Below are 14049 nucleotides of genomic sequence, written 5' to 3'. Positions count from 1 at the left end.
ACTGAACTATAAGGATGGTGTTATTAATGGTTTCTATGTTAGTCGTGTCCACTATAGCAGCTTATTCTTTCATTATGAAATATGTTTTAAGCAACGTACTTAAACCACAATAAAAAATAGATTCTCAATTAGAACAAGCCCGGGCCCAGGTCCGGGTTTTTATATTTGTGCATATTTTAATAGTAATCCTCAGAATGAAACAATTTAGCATGACTATGTTTCTTGTAGGGATTTTTCAAAATTAACAATGAAATACCAAAAAAAACTGCCTTCACATTATTTCAAGAGAAGTATAGGTTACGAAAAGAATCTAATTCGAAAATGTAATTATAGGAAAAGCGCGAAAAATCATATAAAATAAAGTCATTCACAAATTTGTCACAAGGGGTATATAGAATGGTCCAGACAATAGCACAGCAAGATCGAAAACTTCTTGGAAAGATACTATCACTTTATAAACTAATACAATCCAATAAGGATAAGGATATTGCTGAAAAGGTTAGGGAGTTGGGAAGGAAATCACTTGAAGAAGAATTCTCGATTGCATTTTGCGGCCACTTTTCCGCAGGGAAATCGAGCATGATCAACAGGCTTATTGGCGAGAATATTTTGCCGTCCAGTCCCATTCCAACAAGCGCAAATTTAGTGCGGATAAAATCAGGAAGCGAATATGCTAAGGTTTTCTTTAGACAAGGAGGTTCACGGCTATACCCGGCGCCATATGATTATGAAACGGTTAAATCATATTGCAAAGACGGTGATCAAATAGAGGCAATTGAAATAAGCCATAACGGAGCTGAATTCCTCAAAGATGCCGTGATCATGGATACGCCAGGCATTGACTCCACTGATGATGCTCACCGAATAGCAACTGAATCAGCATTGCATCTGTCAGATATCGTTTTTTATGTGATGGATTACAATCATGTACAGTCGGAACTGAACTTCATGTTCACTAAGGAATTAACGGACGCAGGAAAAGAACTGTATCTGATCATTAACCAAATTGATAAACATCAGGATGCTGAGCTTTCGTTTGAACAATTTAAGGAAAGTGTTGAAATGTCCTTTGCAGGTTGGGGTGTGAAGCACTCTGGCATTTTCTATACAAGCTTGAGGGATAAAGAGGGACCTAATAATCAATTTAGCGAGCTTCGCGATTTCATCAAAGAACGCAAGGACAAAAGAAAAGAAATCCTCCCAGTCTCGATTTTCAGGTCATTGGAAAAGTTATCAGAAGACCATTTGGCACATTTGCTTCAAACATTCGAAGAAAAGCTGAGGGAGTTTGAAGTGATTCTCGAAGAGATCTCGGAAAACGAAAGGCCGCAGATTCCGGAGCAGCTTGAGAATTTAAGAGTTAAAAAGGATCAGCTGATCAATGAACGCAATGTTGAAAAAGAGTTTATTTCAGGAATCAATGATATCTTGAAAAATGCTTATTTGATGCCATTCGAAACCAGAACACTTGCTGAGGCTTTTCTTCAGGCAAATCAGCCTGATTTTAAAGTAGGGTTGTTTTTCTCGAAACAAAAAACAGAACAGGAAAGATTGTCGAGGCTGGAAAGCTTCTACAATGATCTCAATGAAAAAGTCCAATCCCAGCTTGATTGGCATATAAAAGACTTTTTAACAAAACTGTTCAAAAAACATGACATTATCACGCAGGATCTTTTGAAAGCAGCACAGGGATTTAAGGTCGATTTTGATATCGAATTATTAAAAGACGCTATTAAACCAGGTGCGAGATTATCAGGAGAGTATGTACTAAACTACACAAATGATGTCGCGGAAAATCTGAAAAATCTCGTAAGAAAGAAACTTGAGCCTATTAAAGAACTTTTTATCGAAAATGTAAAAGTAAATGACGATGAAGAACTGCATGCACTTTCCGATAAGGAAGGGAAACTTGAAGCTCAGCTTGCCGCATGGAATGGAATGCTGGCAATACAAGAGGAGCTAAATGGGCAAAGGCGGATGGTGTCCGAGATCCTGTATGGAGAAGCTGCCCATGCGTACAGCCAGGAAGAATTCAGCATCTTCACACCTTTGGGTGATGATCCAGAGGTGATTGAAAAGCTTGAGCCGGCTGTTCCCGAGACCGTAGTTGAGCAGACCGAAACAATCGCTGTCACACAGCCACAAAGTGAAAAACATGTAAGTCCTATTGATGAATATCAAGATAAACAGCAGTCTTTAGTGGATAAACTGGCTTTTACATCTTCTGAAATTGAGGGAATTCCTGGCCTGAAAAAAATTGCCAGAGAGTTAAAAGAGAAAGCTGCAAGGCTTAAGGGAAGAGAATTCACAGTCGCGTTATTCGGAGCTTTCAGCGCTGGTAAATCATCATTTGCAAACGCACTGGTCGGAGAAAGGCTTCTCCCTGTTTCGCCTAATCCTACAACGGCCGCAATCAATAAAATAAAACCAGTCACATCAGAGCATCCACATGGAAGTGTGGTCGTGAAAATAAAGGATGCAGCCGCATTGCTCAAAGAGGTTGAGCGTTCGCTCGGATTGTTTGGGCAGCGATCAACAGATTTAGATAATGCAATACAACAAATCAACAACCTTAAGTGGGATGATAACGGATTTAGTGCCGTTGAAAAAACTCACTTCTCCTTCCTGCAGGCATTTGCAAAAGGATTCGCTCATTTTAATCATCAATTTGGTGAATTGCTGATTGTGGATCTTGATTCCTTCCGCGGGTATGTGGCAGAAGAAGAAAAGTCTTGTTTTGTTGAATGGATCGAAGTTTATTATGACTGTGAGCTGACCAGGAAAGGAATCACATTAGTAGATACACCTGGTGCAGACTCTATCAACGCACGTCATACCGGCGTTGCCTTTGATTATATTAAGAACTCAGATGCTATTTTATTTGTAACTTATTATAATCACGCTTTCTCAAAAGCGGATAGGGAATTCCTGATCCAGCTAGGAAGGGTGAAAGATACTTTTGAGCTTGATAAAATGTTCTTTATTGTCAACGCAGTCGATTTAGCAAGTTCAGATGAAGAACAGAAAGCAGTACTCGAATATGTCGAGGGACAACTTGTTCAATACGGAATCAGGAAACCGCATCTTTTCCCAGTTTCAAGCTTGATGGGCTTAAAAGCCAAACTGGATCTCCAGATTAGGGAGAACCCGCTTTTCAAAAGATTTGAGCAGGCCTTTTATTCATTTATCACAAATGATCTTATGACTATGGCTTCAGATGCTGGTGAGGCAAAATGGCAGCAGGCTGTCATGTTAATGGAAGAAATGATTGTTTCAGCGGAAGAAGACAAAGCGGCCAAAGCTGAAAAACGTGAAAAACTTCAGGCGGAACAGGAAAAAATGCTGTCCATTTTAGCAAATAAAACAACAGAACTTCTTGCAAGTCGCCTGAAACAGGAAGCCGACGAATTAACTTATTATATCCGCCGAAGAGTATTTATACGATTCGGAGAGTTCTTCAAGGAATCCTTTAATCCGGCGCTGCTGAAAGACGATGGCAGAAATCTAAGAAAAGCATTGGAAAGTGCGCTGGATGAATTGATTGGAAGCATCGGATATGACTTTGCCCAGGAGATGAGGGCAACTTCGTTAAGAATAGAGGCATTTATCGATCGGCTTTTAAAAGAATTCCAGCAATCCATATTTGCTGAAATAAATAAAATCAATCAGGCTTTGTCCTTGTCTTTATCTGAAAATGCCCCTTATACTGGCCTGGATTTTGAAACAGCATTCCTGCACCTTGACCGCACCCAGTTCAAAAAGGCATTGGGGATGTTTAAAAATCCAAAAGCCTTCTTTGAGAAAAACGAAAAGAAACTAATGAGCGATGAAGTGGAAAGACAGCTACAGTCTCCTGCTGGAGAGTATCTTGAAACAGAAAATACTAGGCTTAAAACACATTATATCCATGAAATGAATTTGGCTTTCGAAAGCATCCGGAATGATATGGCGGAGCAGATCAATGACTACTTTGAGGGAATAAGTTCAGCCCTTGGGGACAATTTTTCAATTGCTATAGTTAAAACATCATTGGAAAAGATTAAAAACTATCAATAAAGGTGTGTAAAGTATGATGAATAGCCGTTTTCATGCATGTGCCACCTGCATTCATTTCAGGCCGGAAAAATCCGGCGACAGTCTGAAGTATTATTGTGCAAGGCTGGGCTTTGAAACGAAGACGCATTATCAATTTGACTGCTGGAATCCAAGAGAAAATATTAAAAAATTAATGGCCAGAGAAAGCCAGGTAAACGGGGAGTGATTTTCATGCATTATCAAGTGGATTCCAAATGGTTAAAGGACCATCTGGTTGACAGGAATGTCAGGATCATTGATTGCACCTATAAGCTTGGCGAACCGGAGGCAGGGCGAGCACAATATGAACAGGCGCACATCCCAGGAGCAGTATATTTCGATTTGGAAAAAGATCTTTCGGGTGCAGTTGAAACACATGGAGGACGGCACCCTCTCCCGAAGCAGGATCAATTGAAAAAAAAGCTTGAAGAGTCGGGAATCTGTAATGATACGATATTAATTGCCTACGACTCGAAAGAAGGAGCATATGCTTCCAGGTTCTGGTGGCTGCTAAAGTATCTTGGACATGAAAAGGTTTATATACTTAACGGAGGATTTCAAGCATGGAAGAATGCGGGATATCCAGTTGAACATGAAATTCCCAAATATGATAAAGCGGATTTTGTTATTTCTGTAAACAAGGATATACTGGCTTCCTATGAAGATGTAAAGGACATTGTTCTGAATGGGGATCAGGATACCGAGCTTATTGATTCACGGGAACAAAAGCGCTATCTCGGCATCGAGGAACCAATCGACCGAATTGCTGGTCATATCCCCACGGCGATAAACAAGCCGTGGATGGAAGGTCTTGAAAATGGGTTTTTTAAATCAAAAACTGAACAGGAAAACAGGTTTGCAGATATTGCAAAAAATAAGCCGATTATTGTTTATTGCGGTTCTGGTGTAACTGCGACTCCAAACTACATTGCTTTGAAGAAAGCGGGATACAGCAATGTCAGGCTTTATGCAGGAAGCTACAGCGATTGGGTATCATATGAAGAAAATCCTGTGAAAAAGGAAAATGCAGGGAGCTGATAGATTGAGAAAAACAGCTCCAGATTCATGGTATAATAGACAGGTTGAACCACATGCTGCGCTTGCTGAACAGGCAAGAGGCTTCGGAAATTTATGATTAATGGAGGTTTCAGCTTGGAAAATAATAATAAGACTTCACTAATGCTTATAGACGGGATGGCATTGTTGTTCAGGGCGTTTTATGCCACAGCCGTTTCCGGGCAATTCATGATAAATTCTAAAGGTGTGCCGACAAACGCAATTCACGGCTTTGTTAAACACTTTGCTACTGCTATATCAACATTTAAACCTACCCACGCAGCTGTTTGCTGGGATATGGGAAGCAAGACATTCCGCACAGAAATGTTTGATTTATATAAGGCAAACAGACCAGAGGCGCCAATTGAGCTTATTCCTCAATTTGACCTTGTGAAAGAAGTCGTTGAAGCTCTTGATGTACCTAACATTGGCCTCCCGGGATATGAGGCGGATGACTGCATAGGAACGATCGCAAGAACGGCAAGCGAGGTTGATTCAGTTTCGATCCTGACTGGTGATAAGGACATACTCCAGCTGATTGATGACCGTGTTTCCGTCGTTTTACTGCAAAAGGGTTATGGAAACTATGTCGTCCACAATCGTGAAACACTTTTTGCAGAAAAAGGAATTTGGCCTGAACAAATGATCGATTTGAAAGCTTTCATGGGGGATCCTAGTGATAATTATCCTGGAGTCCGCGGGATTGGTGAAAAAACAGCGCTGAAGCTTCTTCAGGACCATGGCAATGTAGATGGAGTCATTGCAAACCTGCATCAATTGACTAAATCCCAGCGCGCTAAGATTGAGGCAGACATGGAGATGCTGCATTTAAGCAGGCAGCTTGCAGAAATTAAATGCGATGTGCCGGTGGAATGTTGTATCGATGAGGCGGTCTTCAGAATCGACAGAGAAAAAGTGCTGGCCAAGTTCAGCGAAGTCGAGCTAAAAGGACTGCACCGGTTATTTGAAAACGACACGATGTATGCATAAAAAGAAAACGGCTGACAACAGCCGTTTTTTTTATTGCTTTGTTTTGGCTGAACTAGACAAAAATCTCAGTATCTTACTTAGTATTTTTCTTCTTAGCTGCATTTTCGAGCTTTGACTTTGGTTCTTCAGCAAACTCTGCATCCTGTCCAAAGCCTTGCGGATTGACACCAGGTGCCTGTGTTCCTCTGTTTCGTTTTTTGCTCATCATTCATCCCTCCTGAATTTTTTTGTTTAAGATGGCCTGAAAAAGTGAATTAACCTTTATAGGTTGTCTACTAACTGCTTGATTCTTATTATGAACTGCCAAGAATAAAAGCACTCATTTTTCTTCAAAATAACATGGAGGTGACAGTTAATGAATAAAGGTGTAATTATTGCTTTATCAAGTATTGGCCTGGCTCAGGCTTTAAAGATACCGATTCATTATGCAAAGACGAAAGAATGGAAGCCTGATTTGTTTTTGGCTACAGGCGGTATGCCTAGTTCCCATTCGGCTGGTGTTTCTTCACTTACTACCTATATCGCTCTTAAAAAAGGGGTGCGGACAGTAGATTTCGCACTTTCCCTGGTATATGGAATGATCGTCATGTACGATGCACAGGGCATTAGAAGGCAGACAGGCGAGCTGACCCTTAAGGTGAATGACCTGGATGAATTGATCGATAAAATTCACGAAGATGATCCGGTTGAATTTGAAGAAAAATCACCTGACCCTTTGAAGGAAATGCTTGGACACCAGCCAAAAGAAGTACTTGGGGGTGCGCTTTTGGGTGCGCTGATGGGATTTGCTGGATACCATCTTACAAAAAAACGGTAGAAAATCCTCGACTTATGCGGTAAGATTTTATTAGAAGATGGCTTGAAGAGAGGATTGATTAAGTCAGTGCGGACAGTTGAAGATTACTTGCTTCATTTAAAGAGCAAAGGGTTTCAGTTGCGTGAAGATGCGGTTGGGTTTATTTATTTCGGCCAGCACTATACCGATTCTACGGATGAAATCACCAATGCAGCAATCGAAATCACCCTTAAAGCTCAAAAGAATTTTGACGGAAGCTTTTATATTTCATTGCTGGAAACGTTCGCTTCTAATAAAATACATTCTCGCAAAGCAGCTCTGCAGTTTGTAAAAGAGATTGAATTATTGGCTGTATAAAAAAGCTGACTTCAAAGCAATCATGCTTCGAAGTCAGCTTCTTTTTTTGGATATATTTTTCTAAGCAGACTTTCGAATCGTTGTGGAGGCAATTCAGCAAAGATCATACCTGCAAAAATGAGGCCGCAGCCCATGAGTGCGCTGTATGTAAGTCTTTCTCCAGCCCAGAAGAATGCTGTAATCGCAGCGAAGACCGGTTCCATTGCAAAAATAAGAGCTACACGAGTCGCTGTCGTATGCTTTTGAAAATTGGTTTGGATGAAGAATGCAAGTGCCGTAGCAAGAACAGAAGTAATCAATAAGGCAGTAATTACTTTTCCTGAGAAAATGATTTCTGGATTGAAAGCCTTACTCCAATCTTCGAAAAAAACAGCAGAAATCGCAGATAAAAAGGCTACGGTCGCAATTTGTACCGTTGTCAGGAACAGTGTAGGATAGCTGCTGCTGAATTTTCCCGTGAACAATATATGGAGAGCGAAACCCGCTGCACAAATAAGGACAAAACCATCACCGATATTAAGGCTTGATACATCGGACATTGTCAAAAGATACAATCCTGCAGTGGCAGCAGCAACCCCGGCAATCGAATTGATTCCCGGCCTCTGCTTCAAGACCGCTATCAAGAGCAAGGGAACAAGGACTACGCTGAGACCTGTAATGAAGCCTGCTTTTGAAGAAGTGGTATATAGGAGTCCAAGCGTTTGAAACGCATATCCAATGAATAGGAAAAAACCTAACATCATGCCAGATAACATCAATTTTTTATCAAGTTTTTTCAGCTGTTCACGTTCAAAAACAACAAGCCAGAAACCTAAGAGAATAGCAGCTGCTGTAAAGCGTACAGCGTTAAAAGAGAGTGGTTCAAGAAATGAAATGGCATTTTGGACAAGAACAAATGTTGCACCCCAAATCAGCGCAACAAATAGAAGGCTTAAATCTGCAAACGTGGATGCTTTCATTATTATTGAGTTCCTTTCATGTTGTTCTCCCTGATGGCTTTCCTGGCAAGCTCATCTGCTGTTTTATTCTCACTAGAAGGTATCCATTTCATGAAAAAAAGGTCAAATTGTCCAGCAAGCTGAAGTGCTTTTTCCAAAAGGGGAGCATAAAGTTTATTCTTTACAAATTCCTTTTCCACGGCAGCATTAACCAGCTGAGAATCCGTCCTGAATGAAACTACGCGGAAACCTTTTTCGAGACAAATTTCTAATGCTTTTATAAATGCATGATATTCAGCTTCGTGGTTAGACATGACGCCAAGAGGAATTGAATGCCTGTATACTTTCCCTTCTCCTTTTATGAAAATGCCTGCTCCGCTGGGACCCGGATTGCCCGCACTCGCACCGTCAATGTAAACTTCGATCAAATAAGACCCCTCCTGGTTGTTTATACAGATAATAGATAGTGTATCATAATAGGACTGCCTGAATATAAAAAAATGCAATTTCGCAACCGAGGTAATATGCAACCTTTTCATTGTAACTGGCATACAAAATGGGTAAGATAAATAAAAATAATCCAAATGCCAGGGAGGACTCAGGACCCAAGGAGATGGTGAGGGTGAAATCATGAAGTATAAATTAGAGTGGGAATTTAAAGCAAAAGGAATAGAAACCATTCTGTTCAGCTCTGACTTCCTTGATGGGGAGCATGCATTGCAAGCCGGGGAAGAGCTCGAAAGATCAGGCAAGGCAGGTGAGATTAACTTCATAGATGAAATCGGCACTTCATGGAGTATGAAAGAGATGCGGAAGCTCCTTGCTGAAGTAGAAGAGGAACCTCATGACCTAACTGTCTATTTTGACGGCGGTTTTGACAGGGAATCAAATAAGGCAGGGCTTGGGGCAATCATTTATTTTAAGCAGGGCAAGAAAAAATACAGGCTGCGTGCCAATGAATTATTTGAAGACCTTGAAACGAATAATGAAGCTGAGTATGCTGCTCTTTATTTTGCGCTTACAATACTGGATGAGATGGGCGTCCGCAATATGTCATGCGAATTTAAGGGAGACTCTCAGGTCGTTCTTAAACAGCTCGAAGGAGAATGGCCTTGCTATGAAGAAACTCTTAACCGCTGGCTGGACCGAATAGAGAATAAAATAAAGAATCTCGGCCTGTATCCAAAATATAACCCCGTTGGCAGAAAAGAAAATAAAGAAGCGGATAAATTAGCTACACAGGCACTCCAAGGGAAATTCATCAACAGTAAAATGCAAATATTATAAAGCCAATGGGAAAGGAAGGCGGGAAGAGTTTGACGCGGAAGGAAATCCTTGCTGAGGTAGAAACATTGCTCAGTACTTATTGTAACGGCTGTTTTTTGAAAAAGCACCACCAGGTTGAAAAGGGTAAAAGATTTGCTCATAAATTCTGTATTACTGACTGTACTGTCGGGAACCTGATCAAGTCCTGTGGAAAGAGACTTAATTAAGTATTTGGATTTCATAAATATCAAAAAAGGCTGGCGTCGAGCGCCAGCCTTCAACATTTTTAAATTATAGTTTTACTACGTTTGCAGCTTGTGGTCCACGGTTTCCTTCAACGATTTCAAAAGAAACTTCCTGGCCTTCTTCTAATGACTTATAGCCATCTCCCTGGATTGCTGAGAAGTGAACGAAAACATCGTCTCCGCCTTCTACTTCGATGAAGCCAAAACCTTTTTCATTATTGAACCATTTTACTTTACCATTTTGCATGCTAAACTTTCCTCCCATGTCTTTCGAGACACAAAGCTTGTGTCAAAGTTGTATATTATCATCTAAAGGATACACTTGCTTTTCATCCATTAGGCAAATATATACTGTTAAATGATGTATTAAATATACAATAATGGGCACTTAACAGTCAAGAAATGAAAGCGCATTATATTGCAATAATCTAAAAATTTAATAAATTATAAATAAATTGATTTTTACATCTCTCCCATTCCTATTTTCGGAAAAATTTGTTATTATTTTCTTATCAGGGCTGGATTTCTTTTTTTATGTTCCATTAGAAAGAGTATAATCTGAAGCCGAATTATAGCGATTATAGGAGGGTACTAATGAAAAAAGCCGCTCCCTCAGCTTTAACTTCTTTATCAGATCAGGAAATAGACAGGTTATTAGATTCTATAAGAAATAGTGATGTCAATAAGAGCCAGCCAGTACAACGTAAGGTAATTAGCAGTCTAGATGAAGTTGCCAAAAAAATTAATGCTGCGTCAAGACAAATGGAAGAAATATTTGATATCGTTGCCAAAACGGGTGTGGTGCCGATTAACGAAATCAAGAATGATATTATGCCGGCAATCAGACAAGCTGCGGAGATTCCACATATTTATCATCTATTCTATGAATTAAAGAGTAAAGACGAATATACTTACCGACATACTGTTTGTGTCGGAATCATTGCAACATTAATTGGAAAGTGGCTGAATTTGAGCCAAACAGAATTGTTTGACCTTTCACTTGGAGCTACCCTTCATGATATAGGTAAAGCAAGAGTGCCTTCGGTTATCCTTAATAAGCCTGGCAGACTGACTCAGGAAGAATACAGAGAAATGAAGCGCCATACAGTGTATGGTTATAAATTGCTGCAGGATATTCCAGAAATAAACGAACGGGTGGCATTAATTGCCCTACAGCATCATGAACGAGAGGACGGCGGAGGTTATCCCTTCCATCTGCAGAGCGAAAAAATAGACAAGCTTGCTAAAGTCGTCGCAATAGCTGATGTTTACCATGCGATGTCATCTTCCAGGGTTTATCATCAGGCTGAACCATTCCACATCGTCATTTCGCAAATGCAAAATGATGTCTTTGGTAAGTTTGATCCAAAAATAATGATGGTTTTCCTGTTTAAGATAATGGACAGCCTTGTTGGCCGCCGTGTGCTCTTAAGCAGTGGTGAAGAAGGCACGATTATTATGGTTGATCCATATGAGCCTTTAAGGGCCCTGATCAAGTCAGAAGATACGCTAATCGATTTAAGGCTGAACCGAGGTTTGCGGATTTCCAGGGTTTTAAATGATTCCATCGTAGGGGTATAATTCACGGGACCCATTCATATCTTTTAATAGTCTATTAAGATCTATAAAAGGGTGAGGGCATGTACCGTTTTTCAATTGGCGATGAGAATTGGATCATTATTTTTTCTCCGCATCTTTCCCTTGAAGCAAAAGAAAAAGAGGACATCATCCGGTCGATTGCCCTTATGGGGCCGCAGTGGGCAGCTTTTTCACATGGTGAGTCCTTTGTCATTTTCCATCAGCTGATAGGGGCTATAGTGATCCGGATAGAAAAAGTCCCTTCTTTAATCTTAACAGTCTCCGCTGTTGTTTCCAGGGATCGGTGGTACATCAACGACCAAAACACAATTGAACCTTTTGAGAAATAATTTTTAGAGGGCAGCTGAGGAATCAGCTGCCTGTTTAATTATCAGTAGAATTCTTTATTGTCTGGTTTATCCTGAGATAAAAGTCCTTTACGCTAATGGCGACGAACATATAAAATAGAATTCTAGACTAATTCTAAGAGCTTATTAATGTAACACAGGAGGAGAATATGAAACTGATTGTTGCGGAAAAGCCTGACCAGGGCAGGACGCTGGCCTCCGTATTTAAAACGAAAAAAGGGAAGGATTCATAGAAATCCTGCCTAATGACATCTTTCCGAAAGGGGCATATGTTTCATGGGCGATCGGACACCTAACTGAGCTGTCTTCCCCAGAAAAATACAACCCTTCATGGAAAAAGTGGTCAATCGAAACTTTGCCGATAATTCCAGAGCAATTTAAATATGAAGTTGTTAAATCGAAAGCAAAACAATTCACCATTATAAAAAAACTGGCTTCAGATCCCCAGGTTTCGGAGATTATTCATGCAGGAGATGCTGGGCGAGAGGGTGAGCTGATCATCCGGAACGTTCTCCGCCTTGCAGGATGCACGAAACCGATGAAAAGACTTTGGATCTCTTCGCTTACTCCAAAAGCAATAAAAGAGGGGTTTCAGAAATTACTAAACGAGTCTGATACTAAAAACTTATATTTTGAAGCCTATACAAGGGCATGTGCTGATTGGGTTGTGGGAATGAATGCTTCTAGGCTCTACACGATTCTCCTTCAGAAGAAGGGATATTCGGACGTGTTTTCAGTAGGAAGGGTACAAACTCCCACTCTTGCCTTGATTGTCAAGAAGGAGATGGAGATAGAAAATTTTGTCTCTGAGCCGTTTTGGGAAGTGTTAGGGAAGTTTAATATCAATAGCAAAAAATACAGCGGGAAATGGGAGAAAGACGGAGATTCAAGAATTTCCTCTAAGGAAATGGCTGATAAGATTGCCGCTTTTTGTAATGGGAAAGAGGCTATTGCTGCTGAAGTGAATTCTGAGAAAAAGGAATTCCTTCCTCCATTATTGTACAACCTTTCAGCGATACAGGCTGAGGCGAACCGCCGTTTTAAAATGTCGCCGAAAAAAACACTGGATATCCTGCAGGGACTCTATCAAAGAGGAATTGTATCCTATCCTCGTTCAGATTCCAGGTATGTTACACCAGGAGAAGCTGAAGGATTTCCTGCAATTTTAAACAAATTGCAGGCAATATCTGATTATGAACCTTTTTTTCCTCTTCCGATATCGTCAATAAAAAATAATAAGCGGTATGTGAACGAAAAGAAGGTAACCGACCACTACGCCCTAATCCCGACGGAACAGGTGCCTAACCTGAGCAGGCTGTCAGGAGATGAGCAAAAGCTTTATGACTTACTTGCGAGAACCTTGATAGCAGCTCATTATGGACCATATGCCGCGGAGTATACAACGATAAAAACCGTTGTCGATGGCAGGGCTGAATTTATTTCAAAAGGCAAGGTTCAGCTGGAAGAGGGCTGGAAGAAAGTTCTTCCGCAAAAAGAAGCAGATAAAGAGCCTGAGTTACCGCCAGTTCAACAAGGAGAAACCGGCAATGTAGTGAAAGCTGAAGTAAAGGAAAGCAAAACACAGCCGCCCAAAAGGCTGACAGAAGGCCAGTTGATAACACTTATGAAAACAGCTGGAAAACATATCGAAGATAAAGAACTCGAAAAGGTACTGATGAAGGCAGAAGGTCTTGGAACTGAAGCAACCAGGGCAGGTATCATTACAATGCTTAAGGACCGCGCTTATATTGATGTTAAAAAGAATCTCGTCTATGCAACAGCCAAAGCGAAAATCCTCGTTGCTGCCATTGGCGGACAAGTGCTTGCCTCACCTGAAATGACAGCAAAATGGGAACAGCGGCTGCACCAAATCGGCGAGGGGGAAGCGTCACCTAAACAATTTATTGACCAAACCTCTAAAATGATAAAGCACCTTGTAGCTGAAACATCTGAAGGGTCATCGGGCTGGACATTCTCAGAGGAATTGACCAGTGCCTTCGTACCTGGGAAGAAGAGCGGCGGTGCCCGAAGAAGCACGAGCCTCGGCAAATGCAAAAAGTGTGATGGGATGGTAGTCGATAAAGGGGCTTTTTATGGCTGTTCTAACTATCAGAAAACAAAATGTGATTTCACGCTGTCCAAACAGATCCTTGGTAAAACGGTTACCCAAAAAAATATCAAAAAACTGTTAGCAGAAGGTAAAACGGATGTCATTGAAGGTTTCCAGGGAAAAGATAAACCGTTTGCCGCCATGCTATATTGGGACGAGCAGGAAAAAAAATTAAAGTTTGATTTAGCAATTCAGCCAATCAAGCAAGAAGGATAGCGCCTTGTCACTCCTGTTCTTCTATAGTACACTTTAATATGGCTATTGTTTAAGC

The 14049-nt window shown here is 40.7% G+C and carries 14 protein-coding genes and 1 pseudogene; 11 read left to right on the top strand and 4 right to left on the bottom strand.

All coding sequences use genetic code 11. The annotated features are described in order from the left end of the window. The first annotated feature begins 396 nt into the window (after window positions 1-396). From AABM38_RS15165 to AABM38_RS15150, 4 genes are all read left to right on the top strand, one after another. Window positions 397-4056, top strand: coding sequence for a dynamin family protein (locus tag AABM38_RS15165; RefSeq protein ID WP_423407180.1), 3660 nt, complete (start codon window positions 397-399; stop codon window positions 4054-4056). Between the two features lie 13 nt (window positions 4057-4069). Next, window positions 4070-4261 (top strand): hypothetical protein, encoded by a 192-nt coding sequence (locus tag AABM38_RS15160; protein WP_423407179.1) that lies wholly within the window; start codon window positions 4070-4072, stop codon window positions 4259-4261. A 5-nt stretch (window positions 4262-4266) separates the two neighbouring features. Beyond that, window positions 4267-5112 carry a sulfurtransferase gene (locus AABM38_RS15155; protein ID WP_423407178.1) on the top strand — a complete coding sequence of 282 codons (846 nt, stop codon included), beginning with the start codon at window positions 4267-4269 and terminating at the stop codon, window positions 5110-5112. 141 nt (window positions 5113-5253) lie between these two features. Next, window positions 5254-6120 (top strand): 5'-3' exonuclease, encoded by an 867-nt coding sequence (locus tag AABM38_RS15150; protein WP_423410759.1) that lies wholly within the window; start codon window positions 5254-5256, stop codon window positions 6118-6120. A gap of 73 nt (window positions 6121-6193) precedes the next feature. Here the strand turns inward: AABM38_RS15150 and sspL are convergent, their stop codons facing one another. Then, window positions 6194-6325, bottom strand: a complete 132-nt coding sequence (sspL, locus tag AABM38_RS15145; RefSeq protein ID WP_423410758.1) for a small, acid-soluble spore protein L — start codon at window positions 6323-6325, stop codon at window positions 6194-6196. 150 nt (window positions 6326-6475) lie between these two features. On the opposite strand from sspL, the gene AABM38_RS15140 reads away from it, so the two are divergent. Both AABM38_RS15140 and AABM38_RS15135 read left to right on the top strand, forming a co-directional pair. After that, window positions 6476-6937: a divergent PAP2 family protein gene (locus tag AABM38_RS15140; RefSeq protein WP_423407177.1), complete on the top strand. Its 462-nt coding sequence runs from the start codon at window positions 6476-6478 to the stop codon at window positions 6935-6937. Between the two features lie 54 nt (window positions 6938-6991). Next, window positions 6992-7273, top strand: a complete 282-nt coding sequence (locus AABM38_RS15135; protein ID WP_335375624.1) for a DUF6123 family protein — start codon at window positions 6992-6994, stop codon at window positions 7271-7273. Between the two features lie 20 nt (window positions 7274-7293). Here AABM38_RS15135 and AABM38_RS15130 read toward each other — a convergent pair whose 3' ends face one another. Both AABM38_RS15130 and AABM38_RS15125 read right to left on the bottom strand, forming a co-directional pair. Further along, window positions 7294-8232 (bottom strand): DMT family transporter, encoded by a 939-nt coding sequence (locus tag AABM38_RS15130; RefSeq protein WP_423407176.1) that lies wholly within the window; start codon window positions 8230-8232, stop codon window positions 7294-7296. Window positions 8233-8234: 2 nt separating this feature from the next. Beyond that, window positions 8235-8639 carry a reverse transcriptase-like protein gene (locus AABM38_RS15125; RefSeq protein WP_423407175.1) on the bottom strand — a complete coding sequence of 135 codons (405 nt, stop codon included), beginning with the start codon at window positions 8637-8639 and terminating at the stop codon, window positions 8235-8237. 202 nt (window positions 8640-8841) lie between these two features. Between AABM38_RS15125 and AABM38_RS15120 the strand changes: the two genes are divergently transcribed. Beyond that, entirely contained in the window at window positions 8842-9498 is a 657-nt protein-coding gene (locus AABM38_RS15120; protein WP_423407174.1) for a reverse transcriptase-like protein, read from the top strand. 5 nt (window positions 9499-9503) lie between these two features. Then, complete coding sequence (locus AABM38_RS15115; protein ID WP_423407173.1) at window positions 9504-9704, top strand: zinc-finger domain-containing protein; 201 nt, start codon at window positions 9504-9506, stop codon at window positions 9702-9704. Window positions 9705-9768: 64 nt separating this feature from the next. Here the strand turns inward: AABM38_RS15115 and cspD are convergent, their stop codons facing one another. Next, window positions 9769-9969 carry a cold-shock protein CspD gene (gene cspD / locus AABM38_RS15110; RefSeq protein ID WP_023627628.1) on the bottom strand — a complete coding sequence of 67 codons (201 nt, stop codon included), beginning with the start codon at window positions 9967-9969 and terminating at the stop codon, window positions 9769-9771. A gap of 347 nt (window positions 9970-10316) precedes the next feature. Between cspD and AABM38_RS15105 the strand changes: the two genes are divergently transcribed. From AABM38_RS15105 to AABM38_RS15095, 3 genes and pseudogenes are all read left to right on the top strand, one after another. Continuing rightward, the gene (locus AABM38_RS15105; protein ID WP_423407172.1) at window positions 10317-11303 is read left to right on the top strand and encodes an HD-GYP domain-containing protein; all 987 of its coding nucleotides are present in this window, start codon (window positions 10317-10319) and stop codon (window positions 11301-11303) included. A 59-nt stretch (window positions 11304-11362) separates the two neighbouring features. After that, window positions 11363-11650, top strand: coding sequence for a hypothetical protein (locus AABM38_RS15100; protein ID WP_423407171.1), 288 nt, complete (start codon window positions 11363-11365; stop codon window positions 11648-11650). Window positions 11651-11817: 167 nt separating this feature from the next. Next, window positions 11818-13994 (top strand): annotated as a pseudogene (locus AABM38_RS15095) (DNA topoisomerase III). Window positions 13995-14049 lie beyond the last annotated feature (55 nt).

It is taken from the genome of Heyndrickxia sp. MSNUG, assembly GCF_049532715.1.
GTDB lineage: Bacteria > Bacillota > Bacilli > Bacillales > Cytobacillaceae > Mesobacillus.
Note: the sequence above shows the minus strand (reverse complement) of the source record. Positions and strands in the feature narration are given on the sequence as shown.

Excerpts from the sequence above, each read along its gene's own strand:
- AABM38_RS15165 (WP_423407180.1), top strand. The coding sequence starts at position 397 with ATGGTCCAGACAATAGCACAGCAAGATCGAAAACTTCTTGGAAAGATA.
- AABM38_RS15160 (WP_423407179.1), top strand. The coding sequence starts at position 4,070 with ATGATGAATAGCCGTTTTCATGCATGTGCCACCTGCATTCATTTCAGG.
- AABM38_RS15155 (WP_423407178.1), top strand. The coding sequence starts at position 4,267 with ATGCATTATCAAGTGGATTCCAAATGGTTAAAGGACCATCTGGTTGAC.
- AABM38_RS15150 (WP_423410759.1), top strand. The coding sequence starts at position 5,254 with ATGCTTATAGACGGGATGGCATTGTTGTTCAGGGCGTTTTATGCCACA.
- sspL (WP_423410758.1), bottom strand. The coding sequence starts at position 6,325 with ATGAGCAAAAAACGAAACAGAGGAACACAGGCACCTGGTGTCAATCCG.
- AABM38_RS15140 (WP_423407177.1), top strand. The coding sequence starts at position 6,476 with ATGAATAAAGGTGTAATTATTGCTTTATCAAGTATTGGCCTGGCTCAG.
- AABM38_RS15130 (WP_423407176.1), bottom strand. The coding sequence starts at position 8,232 with ATGAAAGCATCCACGTTTGCAGATTTAAGCCTTCTATTTGTTGCGCTG.
- AABM38_RS15120 (WP_423407174.1), top strand. The coding sequence starts at position 8,842 with ATGAAGTATAAATTAGAGTGGGAATTTAAAGCAAAAGGAATAGAAACC.
- AABM38_RS15115 (WP_423407173.1), top strand. The coding sequence starts at position 9,504 with ATGGGAAAGGAAGGCGGGAAGAGTTTGACGCGGAAGGAAATCCTTGCT.
- cspD (WP_023627628.1), bottom strand. The coding sequence starts at position 9,969 with ATGCAAAATGGTAAAGTAAAATGGTTCAATAATGAAAAAGGTTTTGGC.
- AABM38_RS15105 (WP_423407172.1), top strand. The coding sequence starts at position 10,317 with ATGAAAAAAGCCGCTCCCTCAGCTTTAACTTCTTTATCAGATCAGGAA.
- AABM38_RS15100 (WP_423407171.1), top strand. The coding sequence starts at position 11,363 with ATGTACCGTTTTTCAATTGGCGATGAGAATTGGATCATTATTTTTTCT.